The organism is Labrenzia sp. C1B70 (assembly GCF_000475395.1).
Classification (GTDB): domain Bacteria; phylum Pseudomonadota; class Alphaproteobacteria; order Rhizobiales; family Stappiaceae; genus Roseibium; species Roseibium algicola.
On sequence record NZ_AXCE01000061.1, the window covers coordinates 216,791 to 231,937 of the forward strand.

A 15,147-nucleotide genomic window follows, 5' to 3' on the forward strand; every position below is an offset into this window, starting at 1 on the left:
GCGAACTCCCATGGGTTTCCAGTGCGGCATTGTCGGACTGCCGAATGTCGGCAAGTCCACACTCTTCAACGCGCTCACCAAGACGGCAGCTGCACAGGCTGCCAACTATCCGTTCTGCACCATCGAGCCGAATACGGGCGAAGTTGCCGTTCCGGACCCGCGCCTCTACGCGATCCGTCAAGTTGCAGGGTCCAAGGAAGTCATTCCGACGCGCATCACGTTTGTCGACATCGCCGGCCTCGTGCGCGGCGCCTCCAAGGGCGAAGGCCTCGGCAACCAGTTCCTGGCCAACATTCGCGAAGTCGACGCCATCGCACACGTGCTGCGCTGTTTTGAAGACGACGACATCACCCATGTGGAAGGCACTGTCGACCCGATCGCCGATGCCGAAACGGTCGAGACCGAACTCATGGTCGCCGACATGGAAAGCCTTGAGCGCCGCATTGCACCGCTGAAGAAAAAGGCCTCCGGCGGCGACAAGGAAGCCAAGGCTGTGCTGCCCGTCATGGAAGCCGCGCTGGCCCTGCTGCAGGACGGCAAGCCGGCACGCGTTCTGGAAGTGTCCGGTCCGGATGAAGAGAAGATCCTGAAGGGTCTGAACCTCCTGACTGCAAAGCCGGTTCTCTACGTCTGCAACGTCGACGAGGCATCCGCAGGCGAAGGCAATGCCCTCTCCGCCAAGGTCGCCGAAAAGGCGAAGGCAGAAGGCGCTGCCGCCGTCGTGATTTCCGCTGCCATCGAGGCGGAAATCTCCCAGCTCGACAAGGAAGAACAGGAAGAGTTCCTGGAGACCATCGGGCTTGAAGAGCCGGGCCTCGACCGGCTGATCCGCGCAGGCTACGGCCTGCTGGGCCTGATCACCTATTTCACGGCAGGCCCGAAGGAAACCCGCGCCTGGACCATCACCGAAGGCACCAAGGCCCCGGGCGCAGCCGGCGTGATCCATACGGATTTCGAACGCGGCTTCATCCGCGCGCAGACCATTGCCTACGACGATTACGTCGGCCTCGGAGGCGAAACCGCAGCCAAGGAAGCGGGCAAGGCTCGCGACGAAGGCAAGGAATATGTCGTCAAGGACGGCGACGTCCTGCTCTTCAAGTTCAACACCTGACGAAATCCCGCGCAGGCAGCCAGGCGCTGCCTGCGCGTTTCCCGTCCGCTTCCACCTCCCGGTCAGCCGCCTGCCTCAGAAGGCACGGAAACGGAAGATAAAGATATCCCCTCTAGGGTTACCCGGACAAACGGGAATTCGACCTGCAGGAGGGGCCAATATGGCGGGACGAAGCGACACCAGGATCCGCAAGATCATTGCGGGAACGGTGGGGAACACGCTGGAATGGTACGATTTCGCCGTCTACGGCTATCTTGCCCCCATCCTTGCGCAACAGTTTTTCCCGAGTGACGATCCGACCGTCAGCCTGATCAGCACCTTCGGTGTCTTTGCGGCAGGCTTCCTCATGCGTCCCATCGGCAGTCTGCTGCTCGGCCATATTGCCGACAAGACCGGCCGCAGCCGGGCCCTTCTGTTGTCCGTCGCCCTGATGGCCATTCCGACGACGCTGATCGCCTTCTTGCCGACCTACGACCAGATTGGCATTGCCGCACCCGTGCTGCTGACGCTGCTGCGGTTGCTGCAGGGGCTTTCCGTCGGCGGCGAATACACCGGCTCGACCGTCTATCTCTACGAGATAGCCCCGCCCAAGCGTCGGTGTTTCACGGTTTCCTGGGCCCTGGTCGGAGCAACATTCGGCATTCTGCTCGGTTCCGGCGTGGCGGCACTGGCAACCGGCCTCCTGCCGGCGGACGATCTGGGAAGTTGGGGATGGCGCATTCCCTTCGCCTTCGGTCTGCTGGTCGGCCTGACCGGTTTCATGATCCGCAGCGGCACCAAGGCAGAAGAAAGGGATCAACCGCCCTCCTCGCACGATCCTGTCAGTGCTCCGGTTGGCGAGGTCCTGCGCAACCACCGACCCGCCCTGCTGCGGACGATAGCGTGCAACATCCTCAACGGCGTCGGCTTCTATCTGACGTTCGTCTATCTCACGTCCTACCTGGTCGACTACGTCAAGTTCACGGAAAGCCGGGCCCTGACGATCAACACCAGCGTGATGGTCGTCTTCATGCTGCTGTTGCCGATTGTCGGCTATCTCGCCGACAGGATCGACCGAAGAACCATACTGCTGTTCGGATCGGGCGGTGTCGCCCTCTTCGCCCTGCCGATGTTCTGGCTGGTGCATCATCCGGATCCGGTCATGGTCATTCTGGGCCAGCTCGGCATGGCCGTTATTCTCACCGCCTTCTTTGCCCCGCTCATGGCCGCCATGGTCGGCCAGTTCCCGGTGTCCGTACGCGTGACCGGCTATTCCATCGGCTACAACATCCCGCTGGCGCTCTTTGGCGGCACGGCACCGCTGTTTGCCACCTATCTGATCGACAAGACTCACCTGCAGCTCGCGCCGGCGTTCTACATGATCGCTGCCGGCCTGCTGGCCTTCGTGGTCATCTGGTTCATGCCTTCGGAGGACGGTAGTATCAGCCAGGACGAAGAAGCGGAGCCGGCTCCAACGTAGTCCAGGGCAATAGGACCACCTGCATTCCGGCCTGAACGCCTCTGGTGTGCCCAACAAATCGCACGGCAAAGGCTGGCTCCACCGGGGCGAACATAACTCCCGCTCGACAGGATGCTGCCGAACCCGGTACAAGCAGGCTTTCGTCAATTCTCGAAAGTGTCTGCGATGTCGACCGTCATTCCGGCTCCCTTCCCCACGATCCTGCCCGTCAGCGAAAGCCAGAAGGGTTTTCCAGTCCGCCGGGTCTATTGCGTCGGTCGAAACTATGCCGCTCATGCCGTGGAGATGGGCCACGATCCGAACAGGGAAGCGCCGTTCTTCTTCCAGAAGAACCCGGACAACCTCGATCCTTCCGGCGAGTTTCCCTATCCGCCCCTATCCAGCGACGTGCATCACGAGGTCGAACTCGCGGTCGTTCTGAAGTCCGGCAAGCGCAGCATCCCGGCAGCCAGTGCACTTGAACATGTTTACGGCTACGCCGTTGCCCTCGACATGACCCGCCGCGACCTGCAGGCGGAGGCCAAGAAGGCGGGGCGCCCGTGGGAAGCCGCCAAGGCTTTTGAACGCTCTGCCCCTATCGGCCGGATCATGCCGGCGGCAGACAGTGGCTTCCTCGACCAGGGCCGGATTGCTCTCAGCGTGAACGGAGAGCTTCGCCAGGAAGGCGACCTCAACCAGTTGATCTGGAAAATACCGGAAATTATCGCCAAGCTGTCCGAGCTGTTCCAGCTTGGTGCGGGCGACGTCATCCTGACCGGAACCCCCGCTGGTGTCGGCTCCGTCCAGCGCGGCGATCTCATGCTGGCGACCATCGACGGCTTGCCGGAGCTGACCGTCAGGGTCATTTGACAGGCCCGGGTGGGCGTGTGCGCGCTCGCGTTGAGATCCCCGGTATTGCCGCATTGCAAGGGCCCGGAAAGCAGCCGCTTTCCGGGCCTGGTCTTATTGGCCTTCTCTCGCCCTTGAAAGCTGCGGAACCTTTTGGTGGCAATCCGTGTTTAGAAGTCGTGGTCCCGGTTTCTCCGACAACGGCGCTGTCCAGCTCTGTTCGGCCGGAAATGCAAAGGAAGACGGACCAAGTCCTTTAAGTGGTCTTGAGATTGCGGGTCGGCCATGTTCAGGTCGAACCCGGATTTTGAAGTCTTTGCCGGAGCCTGTTCGTGACCTTTGACCAGATTGCCCTGTTCGTCCTCTTCGGCACTGTCTTCGCACTGCTGGTCTGGGGCCGTATCCGCTTCGATCTCATTGCCTTTGGCGCGTTGATCCTGGGTGCGTTCCTGGGTCTCGTCCCTTCCGAGGAAATCTTCTCCGGCTTCGGCCATTCCGCCGTCATGATCATTGCCCTCGTGCTGATCGTCTCGCGCGGGCTGATGAACTCAGGTGCCGTGGAACTGATTGCGGGCGTGGTGATTTCCGCTTCCAGAGGCCTGTCGCGGCATATCGGTCTCATGGCCATCGTCGGCGCCAGTCTGTCGGCAATCATCAATAACGTGGCCGCGCTGGCATTGCTCATGCCGCTCGATATGGAGGCGGCCAAGAAGGCGGAACGTTCGCCCGGCCTCTCCCTGATGCCCCTGTCTTTCGCAACCATCCTCGGCGGCATGATCACCCTGATCGGAACACCGCCAAACATCGTCATCGCGCAGTATCGTTCGGATGCCTTTGGCGCGCCCTTTTCCATGTTCGATTTTGCCCCTGTCGGCCTCGTGGTCGCAGTGACAGGCATTGCCTTTGTTGCCCTGTTCGGCTGGCGCCTGCTGCCCCGCCATTTCCGGGACAAGCCGAAGCAAGAGGGCTTTGCCGAAAGCCTTTATGCGGCCGAACTGAAGGTCGGGGAAATCTCGGAAGAAAAGCCGCTCACTGTCGGCGATCTATACCCAGTTGCCGACGAGAAGGATGTCGCCATCATCGGCCTCATCCGCAATGGCCGGCGTGTACGCGGGTTTGCCCGCCGCGAGGCGATCAAATCCGGAGATTACCTTTTCGTGGAAGGCGACCCCAAGGCCATCGAGGCCTTCATGGGCGCCGCCAAGCTGGAATTCGCCGGCTCAGAACAGCACAAGGGCGGCCTGAACAACGACGCCCTGTCACTGATCGAGGCAATCGCGCCGGACAATGCCAGGATCATCGGCCGGTCGAGTTTCGACATGCGTCTCCTTTACGGCCACAGCGTTACCTTGCTCGGCATTTCCAGGCAGGGTCGCCGCGTACAGAAACGCGTTCGCCACGAAGAGATACGCCCGGGTGATGTGCTTCTGCTGCTGGGCACCCCGGAGCGGCTGGAAAGCGCCTGCGCCTGGCTTGGTGTTCTGCCTCTGGAAGGACGCAAGACGGGCGTCATGCAGCGCAACAAGGCCTGGCTGGCGATCGCAGGCTTTGCCGTTGCGATTGCAGCAGCCGTTGCTGGCCTTGCCTATCTCCCGGTGGCCCTGGCTGCCTGTGTGATTTTTTATGCCGCCGCCGGCCTGATCAGCGGATCGGAGGTTTATCAGTCCGTGGAGTGGAAGGTGATCGTGCTGCTCGGCTCGTTGATCCCCCTTGGACAAGCATTTGAGGAAGCAGGAAACGCACAGCTGATCGCCGACGGTATTCTCGCCCTCACCTCGACGGCTCCGGCATGGGTCACCCTCGCCATCCTGATGGTGGTGACGATGACCCTTTCCGACTTCCTGAACAACGTTGCCACCTGCCTGATCGCAGCGCCCATCTCGGTCCAGATCGCCAATTCCCTTCAGGTGAACTCCGACCCGTTCCTGATGGCGGTGGCGGTTGCTTCGTCCTGTGCGTTCCTGACGCCGATCGGCCACAAGAACAACACCATCATCATGGGCCCGGGCGGCTATCGCTTCGGCGACTACTGGCGCATGGGCCTGCCGCTCGAGATCCTCGTCCTGGCCGTCAGCATCCCGGCCATCCTGCTGTTCTGGCCGCTCTGAAACAGAGCTCAGGCAGCAGGCTTCAGAGGCAGGCAGATGTCGGTCAGAAGGTCCGCCGGCGCCGTGTCGCGCGGGTTGTTGAGATAGACTTCCAGACAGGGCGCATCGTCCGGTTCACGGCCGGACTGCGTCAGCCACTCGCCGTAAAGCCACTCGTAGGCCCATTTCATGTCGGCGTAGGGTCCCTTGTAACGCAGCACCGCGTAGTCACCGGCACGCGTTTCCCGCTTTTCGAGCGGAGCATCGACCGGGAAGCTATCGTTTATGACCGCTCCGGCAGCCGACTGCAGATCATCTTCGGCAACATGGGTCGGGTCGGAATAATAGAGCGCCTTCATCGCACCGATCCGGTCGACCAGCTGACGGCTCACCAGAATGCCGAAAAGTGTCTCAAATGCCTTGCCGATTTCCATGTAGGCGCCTCGGTGAGGCAGCACGGCCAGGGTTTCGGAAGGAAGGGTTTTGACGGAAACGTCATGCATTGGAGCTGGTCCTTTCTGTTTGGGAAGTGGTGCACCGCCGTTGGCCGGCTGAACCCGGCGCGAGGAAACGGAGGAGCGGTAGGCGGTGGGGGTCTGGCCGTAAGCCTGTTTGAAGCTGCGTGAAAAAGCCTCCAGGCTGCCGTAACCGGCCCGTTTTGCGACGACGGGCAAGGCCAGGTCCGTATAGGCAAGGTCTCCCGCGGCACGATGAAGGCGCAGACGCTTGACCGTCGCGAAGATGGATTCGCCATAGGTCGACTGCCAGACCCTGTGCCAGTGTGAGGGAGAAAGGGCTGCCACCTCGGCAAGCGTTGCCAGATCAGGATCCTCGTCGAGGTTGGCGTAGATATATTCGATCACCCTTGTGAAACGGCGGACATAGCCGTTGTCTCGCGGTGAGAGTGTGAGTTTTTCGTGATTGGTCATGGACTTGGCCCCGTTCGATTGATGGGACCCTAGCACCATGCTTTTTGATAAATCTTGCTGACTTCCAGCCCCTCACACCGGCACATTCCGGAAGAACAAGGTCTTTCTTCCAGAAAGACAAAACAGGCACTGGCTTCCGGCGTCGGAATGGCCATGATGTACGCAACTCAAAAACAGGGGAGTTGAACCATGACCACCCAGAAACGCATTCTGTTCACCGGCGGTTCCGGCAAGGCCGGACGGCACGTCATTCCCTATCTGCTGGCCCAGGGACATCGCGTCGTCAATGTCGACCTGAAACCGCTTGATCATCCAGGTGTCGACAACCTCATCGCCGACATCACCTCATCGGGTGAAATGTTCAACGTCATGACCAGCTACGCCAATTTCGATGAACTGGAACCGGGCAACGGGGTGCCAACTTTCGATGCGGTGGTCCATTTCGCGGCCGTGCCGCGCATTCTCATTCATCCGGACAACAGAACCTTCGAAGTCAATACGATCGGCACATACAACGTCATTGAAGCCGCCGTGAAGCTCGGCATCCGCAAGATCGTGATCGCCTCTTCGGAAACCACCTACGGCGTCTGTTTCGCCGATGGCGTGGTCGACCCGAAGGTGCTGCCCGTCGAAGAAGATTATGACGTCGACCCGATGGACAGTTACGGGCTTTCCAAGGTGGTCAACGAACAGACCGCCCGCGCCTTCCAGCGCCGGTCCGGCTTCGATATCTATGCGCTGCGGATCGGCAATGTCATCGAGCCGCACGAATACGACCGGTTCCCGGATTTCTTTGCCAATCCTGCGCAACGCCGCAGAAACATCTTCTGCTATATCGATGCGCGCGACCTCGGTCAGATCGTCAACCGCTGCCTCGAAAAGGACGGGCTCGGCTACCAGGTCTTCAACGCCGGCAACGACACGAATTCCGTCGATATTCCGAATGCGGAAATCCTCAAGCGCTTCTTCCCCGATGTGCCGCTGAGCCGGGAACTCGGCGAGCACGAGGCCCTGTTTTCGAACCGCAAGATCCGCGAGGTTCTGGGCTTCCAAGAAGAGCACAACTGGCGCAAATACGTGACCGTATAACCGGCGATCCAGGCAAGAACGAAGGCTGGCGGATTTAGTTTTACTTCCGATACGGCTGGGACTAGCTTCTGAACGCAACACTGTCGGGCAGCAAGGCTGCCCACCTGGGAAACGTGCCATGAAGCTACTGAAATCTGCCACTCTCGGCCTTGCCCTCCTGGCGTCTGCGACTGCAGCCGTCGCACAGGGAACCGGCTCGCAAGGGTACTTCCAGATCTACAACAACACCGAAGACAACGTTGTCGTCGGATTCTACACCAATGACGGCGACGGCTGGTCGGACAACTGGCTGTCCGGACCGCTTTCGCCGGGTGAAAGCGCGAAAGCCGAGTTCGCCGCGGACACCGGCAATTGCGCGCAGACCTTCCAGGTCGGCTGGCTGGCCGACGACGATACCGAAGTTCTCGACGATCCGATCGACATCGATATCTGCGAAGCCAGCAACGTCTACATGGATGATAACGAGATCTATTACGACTGATCTTTTCTTCCAATCTCAAGGCGGGAACGCGGACCATCGCGTTTCCGCGGACTGCCAACACCACCGGAATTCATGACCGATCTCCTTTATTTTGAAGACTTCGAACCTGGTCAGGTCTTCGAGCTGGGCTCCCTCACCGTCAGCAGGGACGAAATCATCGATTTCGCTGCCGAGTTCGATCCGCAGCCTTTCCACCTCGACGAAGAGGCCGGCAAGGCATCCATCCTCGGCGGGCTCGCCGCCTCCGGATGGCATACAGGTTCGATGGTGATGCGTCTGCTTGCCGAAAATTTCCTGACCAGAACAAGCGGCCGAGGTTCGCCGGGTATCACCAAACTGCAGTGGAAGCGTCCCGTTCATCCAGGTGACTGCCTAACGGCCCGGGTCGAAATACTCGACACAAGAGACTTGCGGTCGAAACCGGACCTTGGACTTGTCAACATTCGCGTGACGGCCAAGAACCAGAAGGGCATTGAAGTGCTCGTCTGGGAAAACCCGAACCTGTTCGCAAGACGGGAGGTCGCCCGGTGAGTGCCTTTTTCGAAGATATTGAAGTGGGTGACACGCTTGACCTTGGGGAACACACCTTCACCCGGGAAGACATCGTGCGTTTTGCGGAAAAATACGATCCGCAGGCTTTTCATCTCAGCGAGGAGGCCGCCGCGCAGACCCATTTCGGTCGCCTGTGCGCTTCCGGTTGGCACACGGCAGCGGTATTCATGAAGCTCTGGGTCGCAAGGCACAAGGCTCTTCAGGAAGAAGCGCTGGCAGCAGGGCAAACACCAGCCAATATCGGCCCCTCGCCCGGATTCGAGGATCTCAAGTGGATCAGGCCGGTCTTTGTTGGTGACACGCTGCGATACCGGCGTGTGGTCACCGGCAAGACCGAAAGCCGGACCCGCCCGGACTGGGGTCTGGTTCATTCCGACATGCAGGCCTTCAATCAGGACGGCACGCTGGTGTTCTCCTTCAAGGGCGCGGTGTTCGTCGAACGCCGCAAGCGCTAACCGGACAATCAGTCGGCACTGTTAAAACGCAAAAGCGCGCTGCGTCCTCAAGACGGCAGCACGCTTTGCGGTTGGCAATCCTGTCTTGCCATGTCTCGCATGCGAGCTGTGCCTCAGCGGCAGACGTCCAGGATCCACAAGAAGGCCATCGGCACCATGGTCAGCGCCGGCAGGATGATCGCCGGGTATCCGAAGGCATAGATCGACACCGCCCAGATCATCGCGAGATTGGCGATGAACCAGTATTTGGCATCGTCCGCGCCATAAAGCGCTTCCTTGAGAAACAGGTTCAAGATGGGCACGGCCAGAAGCAGCCGTAGCACCAGGACTTCCTTGGGGGCAGATGAAGCAGACATCTCTTCTCCGGATCTTAGGGAAAACACGTAGAGTTTGTCCCTAATCCGTTTGCCTGTTCCAGGCACTGCGGCAAACGGACATCATGCCCATTTGCCGCAGTTTTCCGCGTGATGCTATTCCGGCTTGCGGCCGTGCACCAGCATCGTCATGCCCGGGATCATCACTTCAACTGCGATATCCGTGAACCCGGCGGCTTCCATCAAGCCGGCAACGTAGGAACTCGTGATCGAACGGGCTTCCGGGTTAAAGGCGGTGTGCTGAAGCTGCCAGAGCGCGGCCAGCTTCGGCCCGTCGCGGTTTTCGTCGACCATGAAGTCATGCACCATGAAGTCACTGCCCGGTGTCAGAACCTCGAACGCCTTGCGCACAAGCCCGGGAATGGCCGTGCCCGGGACGCCGGAAAAGAGATAGGACATCAGCACTGCGTCCGCGCTGTCCGGCCATGTGTCCTTCAGGGCATTGCCCGGCGCATAGCGGATGCGGTCCTGCAGGCCTTCTTCGGCAATGAACTCTTCGCCTACCTTGGCGACATTCGGAAAATCCAGAACGGTTGATCGCAGTCCCGGATACGCCTTGCAAAGCGAAATCGAGAAGGCCCCGGTGCCACCGCCAACGTCTAGCAACTGCTTGGCAGCGGACAGATCCACGAGCTTGGCAAGTCCCCGCCCGGGCCCAAGCGAGCCTGCATGCTGGGACCGGGAATAAAGCCGTGCTTCTTCCGGGTCGCTGAACCACGTCTCGTAGGAAGCAACCTGGTCGTCTTCCAGACTGTCCGTCAGGGCGTCGTTGAGCTGGGTCATGAAGGGGTACATCTGCTTGTCGATCTGAAACCGCAGATAGTCGCCGAAATCATACTTCCGTCCTTTCACCAGAAACGCCTCCGCTGCGGGCGAATTGGTGAAGCCTGCTCCCTCCCGGCGCACCAGCCCGAGGCTCGTAAGCGCGGTCAACAGTGTTGTGGCGCGATCAAGATCAAGCTCGCTTTCTTCAGCAACTTGCTGTGGCGTCAAGGTCTTTTCGGAAAGCAGTGAAAACAAATCTACATGAAGTGCAGAAAAAAGAGCCTTGGAGCCCATAAATCCGAAAGCAATATCTGAAATTTCCTCAGCCGTTTCCAAGGACCTGGCGACGGGCATAAATTATCCTCCTCAGGAATTCTGAGCACAAATGTGCGGAATTTTTCCGTTCAGGAAAAATGAACTTGGGAATGAGCAAGTATAACTATTGTGCGCCGCAATGCAAATTCCGCTCCCCATCCGGCAAGAGCTGACGCGGGAGCCGGTTTTTGTCCTTGAACTTTGGCAGACCCCGGTCTTCGATTAAGCTGAGGCTGATGCTGTCAGGCATCGAAAGCGTTCTCAAACGCCCGGTAATTTGCCTTTCTGCAGATTACCGCCCGCAAGAAACCGAACAGGACCGACCGAGTGCCTTTTCTCGACTTTCCCGCACAGCTTCCAGAAAACCGGACACCACGTGCTGTGATCTTCGGTGCCGGACACGGCAGCACTTACCCTGGCAAGGACAGCAGCGGGTACACCGGAGCAGCCGATGCCATTCGCGCAGCCAGTCAGGAAGATGCCGGCCTCGTCGGCCACTGGGACTTCGATCTCGGTGGACCGCTTTTCGAGGGTCAGCCGGTGTGCTGCACCGACATCGGCAATATCGACACCCGGCTGCACGACAACGCAGGCAACCGGGCACGGATCGAGGCACAAACACGCTCAATCCTGGCACTGCCAGCCGTTCCGATCCTGCTTGGCGGTGATGATTCCCTACCAATCCCCTTCCTCTCCGCCTTCGCTGCTCAGGGGCCCCTATGGGTGCTGCAGATAGATGCCCATATCGACTGGCGCGATGAGGTCGACGGCGAGCGCTACGGCTACTCCAGCCCGATGCGCCGCATCAGTGAGATGCCGCATGTTGCGGGCCTCGTTCAGGTTGGCCTGCGTGCCGTTGGCAGCGCCGGCAAAAACGAAATCGAGGCTGCACAAACCTATGGCAGCCGCTTTGTCACAGCGCGCGAGGTCCACGCAGAAGGCATCTCGGCCGCGTTGAAGCATATTCCGCAAGGCGCGCGCTGCGTCGTCACGCTGGACTGTGACGGCCTTGACCCGGCAATCATGCCCGGCGTTGCCGCGCGCACGCCCGGCGGGCTCACCTACACGCAGGTGATCGATCTGATTGCGGGTCTGGGCAGACGCGCAAGGATCGTTGGGTTTGACCTTGTCGAATTCTACCCGCCGAACGATATCGACGGCCTCAGCGCGCTGACCGCCTCAAGACTTTTGGTCAACGCCGTCGGCGCGATCGTCCGGCAATAACAGGATACTCGGACAGGTGTTCGGGCTGGCAAGACCGATGCAGAAAAGGTGGGAAAGAAAGGGGATGTCGCCAGCACCTCAAAGGCTGCGGGCAAACAGGACTTCGTCGCGGATTTCGATACCGTAGTCGCCACGCAGCGGGATTTCCGGCTTCTTTTCGCGCTCGGCGTCGATGACACCTTGCGCGATCCGCTCCAGACGGAAGCCGCGCCGTTGATAGAAGCGGAAGGCGTCGAGGTTGTCGTTGGACGTACGGACGGTCAGCCGGTTGATGCCGGACGCCTTTGCTTCATCGACCACGGCGTTCAGCAGCAGTGTTCCGGTGCCACCCCAGCGGCTGAGCGAGTCCAGCGTGAGGATTTCCCATTCGCTTTCCCGCTTGATCAGCGTGACAAGCCCCACAAGATCGTCGCCTGCGTAGGCAACATAACCCGGCAGGCTCGACGCATCGACGATCTCGCCGTCCAATAGCATTTCGGGGCCTGCCCATCGGTCTGCCAGAAGCTGGAACACAGCTTCCTTGTCTTCCTCGTTGATCCGTCGGATGATCACGCTCATGGTCTGCCCTGCCTCCAGATCAGCGGCCCTTCAATCGTCGCCAATTGAACAAGCATTTGCCGATCGCTTCCATAATTTGCGAGCATCCTTTTTGCGGTCGTCTGGCCGCAGGATGCCCTATCGGTGAATGACGCGGGATGCCAGAGGCGTGCGCGCCTGCCAACGCGCTCGCTCCAGCTCCGGGTCGATATGCTCTTCTTCCGGATAACCGACGCATAGATAAGCCACGAGGCGCCAACCGGCGTCAACCTGCAGCGCCTCTGTCACCGCGTCCGGATCAAGGATCGACACCCAGCCAACCCCGACACCTTCGGCACGAGCCGCCAGCCAGAATGTGTGGATCATGCTGACCGTGGAATAGGCCAGCGTTTCCGGCATGGTCAGCCGGCCCAGTCCGTGGCCCTGTTCCGGGTCGTCGTCGCAGAAAATCGCCAGATGCACGGGGGCTTCCTTCAGCCCCGCCAGCTTGAGCTGGCGATAGGCGAGCGCCTTGTCGTCACTGTAGGTCCTGGCGGCTTCTTCATTTTCCGCTTCGAAGCTCGCGATGATCCGCCCACGCGCCTCGGCACTGTCGACAACAACAATTCGCCAGGGTTGACTGTTGCCAACAGAGGGGGCGAGGTCTGCCAGTTGCAGAAGATGGTCGAGAGCGCCTGCCGGCAACGGCTCCTGCTTGAAACGGCGCACGTCCCGTCGCCATTTCAGAAGGGTCTCGAAATCCTTCTGAAATTTCGCTGAAAAGTCCGGTATCACGTCTCTGCCCTCGGCTCCTCCCGCCATGACAGACCTAGTGACCCGGAAATTCCACGAGGGTGCGCACTGGAACGTTCATCGCTTCCAGTTTCTTGCGCCCGCCGAGATCTGGCAGATCGACGATAAAGCACGCCGACTCGATGTTGGCGCCCATGGACCGCAACAATTTGCAGGCAGCCTCTGCCGTTCCACCGGTAGCAATCAGGTCGTCAACCAGGATGACACGGTCACCCGGTTTGATCGCATCCTTGTGCATTTCCATCTCATCCAGGCCATATTCCAGGGAATAGGCGATCCGGACGGTTTCGTGCGGAAGCTTGCCCTTCTTCCTGATCGGCACGAAGCCGGCGGACAGCTGGTGCGCGACCGCACCCCCGAGAATAAAACCGCGCGCCTCGATGCCTGCAATCTGATCGACCTTGGAGCCGGCCCAGGGCTGTACCAGGGCATCGACCGCCCGGCGGAAGGCACGGGCATCGCCGAGCAGCGTCGTGATATCCCGGAACAGGATGCCCTCTTTCGGATAGTCCTTGATCGTGCGGATTGCACTGACAAGCTCATCCTGAATGGTCTGTGCGGTCATCGGGATATCTCTCTGTTAAAATAGTTCCAGGCATCTGCCCCGGCCGGTGGTTATAACAAGTTTGACCTGCCGGTCGAAGCAATTTCGCTTTGTCTCAAGGGGTTATGCTGGCCACACTTTCGGCCGGCAATCCGGTTAGGTCCGGTTCAGGATCCGTCCTGCGACAGCGTCGAGCTTCGCCACCAGCGCCGGGTCGCGTTTGTCCGGTGCGGTCATCATGGCAAACTCCAGCGCAGTATCCGACCCGGCCGGGCAGGACTGATGTTCGCGCGGCAGATCCCTTGCGACACGGGCAACAAGCCTCTGGGCGTTTTCCGCGTTCTCGTGAAGAACCTTGATGATGGCCTGAATATCGACTTCGCCGTGGTCCGGGTGCCAGCTGTCATAGTCGGTGACCATCGCGATGGTGGCGTAGGAAATCTCCGCCTCGCGGGCAAGCTTTGCTTCCGGCATGTTGGTCATGCCGATGACGTCGCAGCCCCAGGACCGGTAGAGCTGGCTTTCCGCTAGAGAAGAGAACTGCGGGCCTTCCATGGCCAGATAGGTGCCGCCCTTGGCATAGGCGAGGCCCTCAGCTTTCGCGGCTGCCGCCACTGCATCGACCAGCTTCGGGCTGACCGGTGTCGCCATGGACACATGCGCGACACAGCCGGTACCGAAGAAACTCTTCTCCCGCGCAAACGTCCTGTCGATGAACTGGTCCACCAGCACGAAGGTGCCCGGAGCATGTTCTTCCTTGAGCGATCCGCAGGCAGAGACAGACAGAAGATCGGTGACACCGCAGCGCTTCATCACGTCGATGTTGGCGCGGTAGTTGATGGTTGTCGGCGAATAGACGTGTCCGCGCCCATGACGGGGCAGGAAAACCACCTTGAGACCATCAATGGTGCCGATACGCACTTCATCGGATGGCGTGCCCCAGGGGCTGTTGACGGCGATCCATTCGGAGTTTTCCAGACCCGGAAGGTCGTAGATTCCAGACCCGCCGATAATGCCCAATACTGCGTCTGCCATAACCACTCCAAACAGATTCAAAATCAATTCCTGCGGGACACAGGCCCGCATCAGCGATGGTTTATTTCAATTGATCCGCGATGGCGTCAAGCCCGGCCTTGGCGCATTTCGCCTCGTTCTCGCCGCCACCGCCTCCGGCAACGCCAATCGCTCCGAGAAGCATTCCGGTCGCCGAGACGATGGGCAGCCCCCCAGCCAGAGGCAACGCCCCTGGAATAGCTGCAAGACTGGCCTCTCCGCCCGGTCCGGCGAGCGAACCAAGATCCGAACTGGGAAGGTTGAAAGAAGCGGCGGTCCAGGCCTTGCGACGGGCGGTTTCGGCAACATGCGCACCGCCCATGTTGCTGCGCAGTGTCACTTGCTCGACGCCGAAACGGTCCACCACGGAAGCTCCGGCCTGAAAACCTGCCTCGTTGCAGACCTCGACGGCTCGCAGCGCAGCGCGCATGGCAAGATGCATGTCCAGAACCTCGACCATGTGGGTTGCGGCCGATTGCGAATTTGCGGGGACAGGAAGCAGGAGAATTGCCAGAAACATCAATGCGCGGCGCATTGCATTACCCCTCAAAG

At 60.0% G+C, this 15,147-nt stretch carries 17 protein-coding genes; 9 read left to right on the forward strand and 8 right to left on the reverse strand.

The features are described from left to right. The first annotated feature begins 10 nt into the window (after positions 1-10). From ychF to Q666_RS60660, 4 genes are all read left to right on the forward strand, one after another. A complete protein-coding gene (gene ychF / locus Q666_RS60645; protein WP_022998103.1) occupies positions 11-1,111 on the forward strand; it encodes a redox-regulated ATPase YchF in 1,101 nt (366 codons plus the stop codon). 160 nt (positions 1,112-1,271) lie between these two features. Next, the gene (locus Q666_RS60650) at positions 1,272-2,570 is read left to right on the forward strand and encodes an MFS transporter (RefSeq protein WP_022998104.1); all 1,299 of its coding nucleotides are present in this window, start codon (positions 1,272-1,274) and stop codon (positions 2,568-2,570) included. Between the two features lie 165 nt (positions 2,571-2,735). Beyond that, positions 2,736-3,419 (forward strand): fumarylacetoacetate hydrolase family protein, encoded by a 684-nt coding sequence (locus Q666_RS60655; protein ID WP_022998105.1) that lies wholly within the window; start codon positions 2,736-2,738, stop codon positions 3,417-3,419. 311 nt (positions 3,420-3,730) lie between these two features. After that, positions 3,731-5,506: an SLC13 family permease gene (locus tag Q666_RS60660; RefSeq protein ID WP_022998106.1), complete on the forward strand. Its 1,776-nt coding sequence runs from the start codon at positions 3,731-3,733 to the stop codon at positions 5,504-5,506. An 8-nt stretch (positions 5,507-5,514) separates the two neighbouring features. Here the strand turns inward: Q666_RS60660 and Q666_RS60665 are convergent, their stop codons facing one another. Then, positions 5,515-6,414 (reverse strand): AraC family transcriptional regulator, encoded by a 900-nt coding sequence (locus tag Q666_RS60665; RefSeq protein WP_022998107.1) that lies wholly within the window; start codon positions 6,412-6,414, stop codon positions 5,515-5,517. A gap of 189 nt (positions 6,415-6,603) precedes the next feature. On the opposite strand from Q666_RS60665, the gene Q666_RS60670 reads away from it, so the two are divergent. The 4 genes from Q666_RS60670 (at position 6,604) to Q666_RS60685 (ending at position 8,991) form a co-directional block, all read left to right on the forward strand. Continuing rightward, a complete protein-coding gene (locus Q666_RS60670; RefSeq protein ID WP_022998108.1) occupies positions 6,604-7,503 on the forward strand; it encodes an NAD(P)-dependent oxidoreductase in 900 nt (299 codons plus the stop codon). A gap of 118 nt (positions 7,504-7,621) precedes the next feature. Continuing rightward, positions 7,622-7,984, forward strand: coding sequence for a hypothetical protein (locus Q666_RS60675; protein WP_022998109.1), 363 nt, complete (start codon positions 7,622-7,624; stop codon positions 7,982-7,984). A gap of 72 nt (positions 7,985-8,056) precedes the next feature. Next, complete coding sequence (locus Q666_RS60680) at positions 8,057-8,515, forward strand: MaoC family dehydratase (protein ID WP_022998110.1); 459 nt, start codon at positions 8,057-8,059, stop codon at positions 8,513-8,515. Beyond that, positions 8,512-8,991, forward strand: a complete 480-nt coding sequence (locus Q666_RS60685) for a MaoC family dehydratase (RefSeq protein WP_022998111.1) — start codon at positions 8,512-8,514, stop codon at positions 8,989-8,991. Before Q666_RS60680 ends, Q666_RS60685 begins: the two co-directional genes overlap by 4 nt. 113 nt (positions 8,992-9,104) lie before the next feature. Here Q666_RS60685 and Q666_RS60690 read toward each other — a convergent pair whose 3' ends face one another. After that, positions 9,105-9,347, reverse strand: coding sequence for a hypothetical protein (locus tag Q666_RS60690; protein ID WP_022998112.1), 243 nt, complete (start codon positions 9,345-9,347; stop codon positions 9,105-9,107). A gap of 114 nt (positions 9,348-9,461) precedes the next feature. Continuing rightward, positions 9,462-10,484: a methyltransferase gene (locus tag Q666_RS60695; RefSeq protein WP_022998113.1), complete on the reverse strand. Its 1,023-nt coding sequence runs from the start codon at positions 10,482-10,484 to the stop codon at positions 9,462-9,464. Between the two features lie 288 nt (positions 10,485-10,772). Between Q666_RS60695 and Q666_RS60700 the strand changes: the two genes are divergently transcribed. Beyond that, positions 10,773-11,669, forward strand: a complete 897-nt coding sequence (locus Q666_RS60700) for an agmatinase (RefSeq protein WP_031268259.1) — start codon at positions 10,773-10,775, stop codon at positions 11,667-11,669. 78 nt (positions 11,670-11,747) lie between these two features. On the opposite strand, the gene Q666_RS60705 is transcribed toward Q666_RS60700, so the two are convergent. From Q666_RS60705 to Q666_RS60725, 5 genes are all read right to left on the reverse strand, one after another. After that, entirely contained in the window at positions 11,748-12,227 is a 480-nt protein-coding gene (locus tag Q666_RS60705) for a GNAT family N-acetyltransferase (RefSeq protein ID WP_022998115.1), read from the reverse strand. Between the two features lie 117 nt (positions 12,228-12,344). Continuing rightward, the gene (gene bluB, locus Q666_RS60710; protein ID WP_022998116.1) at positions 12,345-13,007 is read right to left on the reverse strand and encodes a 5,6-dimethylbenzimidazole synthase; all 663 of its coding nucleotides are present in this window, start codon (positions 13,005-13,007) and stop codon (positions 12,345-12,347) included. Positions 13,008-13,014: 7 nt separating this feature from the next. After that, positions 13,015-13,563 carry an adenine phosphoribosyltransferase gene (locus Q666_RS60715; protein WP_022998117.1) on the reverse strand — a complete coding sequence of 183 codons (549 nt, stop codon included), beginning with the start codon at positions 13,561-13,563 and terminating at the stop codon, positions 13,015-13,017. A gap of 135 nt (positions 13,564-13,698) precedes the next feature. After that, a complete protein-coding gene (locus Q666_RS60720) occupies positions 13,699-14,577 on the reverse strand; it encodes an S-methyl-5'-thioadenosine phosphorylase (protein ID WP_031268268.1) in 879 nt (292 codons plus the stop codon). A 61-nt stretch (positions 14,578-14,638) separates the two neighbouring features. Beyond that, positions 14,639-15,130 carry a heme-binding protein gene (locus Q666_RS60725; RefSeq protein ID WP_022998119.1) on the reverse strand — a complete coding sequence of 164 codons (492 nt, stop codon included), beginning with the start codon at positions 15,128-15,130 and terminating at the stop codon, positions 14,639-14,641. Positions 15,131-15,147 lie beyond the last annotated feature (17 nt).

Coding starts and splice junctions, on each gene's coding strand:
- Q666_RS60655 (WP_022998105.1), top strand. CDS start 2,736: ATGTCGACCGTCATTCCGGCTCCCTTCCCCACGATCCTGCCCGTCAGC.
- Q666_RS60680 (WP_022998110.1), top strand. CDS start 8,057: ATGACCGATCTCCTTTATTTTGAAGACTTCGAACCTGGTCAGGTCTTC.
- Q666_RS60670 (WP_022998108.1), top strand. CDS start 6,604: ATGACCACCCAGAAACGCATTCTGTTCACCGGCGGTTCCGGCAAGGCC.
- Q666_RS60715 (WP_022998117.1), bottom strand. CDS start 13,563: ATGACCGCACAGACCATTCAGGATGAGCTTGTCAGTGCAATCCGCACG.
- Q666_RS60650 (WP_022998104.1), top strand. CDS start 1,272: ATGGCGGGACGAAGCGACACCAGGATCCGCAAGATCATTGCGGGAACG.
- bluB (WP_022998116.1), bottom strand. CDS start 13,007: ATGGCGGGAGGAGCCGAGGGCAGAGACGTGATACCGGACTTTTCAGCG.
- Q666_RS60695 (WP_022998113.1), bottom strand. CDS start 10,484: ATGCCCGTCGCCAGGTCCTTGGAAACGGCTGAGGAAATTTCAGATATT.
- Q666_RS60725 (WP_022998119.1), bottom strand. CDS start 15,130: ATGCGCCGCGCATTGATGTTTCTGGCAATTCTCCTGCTTCCTGTCCCC.
- Q666_RS60690 (WP_022998112.1), bottom strand. CDS start 9,347: ATGTCTGCTTCATCTGCCCCCAAGGAAGTCCTGGTGCTACGGCTGCTT.
- Q666_RS60675 (WP_022998109.1), top strand. CDS start 7,622: ATGAAGCTACTGAAATCTGCCACTCTCGGCCTTGCCCTCCTGGCGTCT.
- Q666_RS60720 (WP_031268268.1), bottom strand. CDS start 14,577: ATGGCAGACGCAGTATTGGGCATTATCGGCGGGTCTGGAATCTACGAC.
- ychF (WP_022998103.1), top strand. CDS start 11: ATGGGTTTCCAGTGCGGCATTGTCGGACTGCCGAATGTCGGCAAGTCC.
- Q666_RS60705 (WP_022998115.1), bottom strand. CDS start 12,227: ATGAGCGTGATCATCCGACGGATCAACGAGGAAGACAAGGAAGCTGTG.
- Q666_RS60665 (WP_022998107.1), bottom strand. CDS start 6,414: ATGACCAATCACGAAAAACTCACACTCTCACCGCGAGACAACGGCTAT.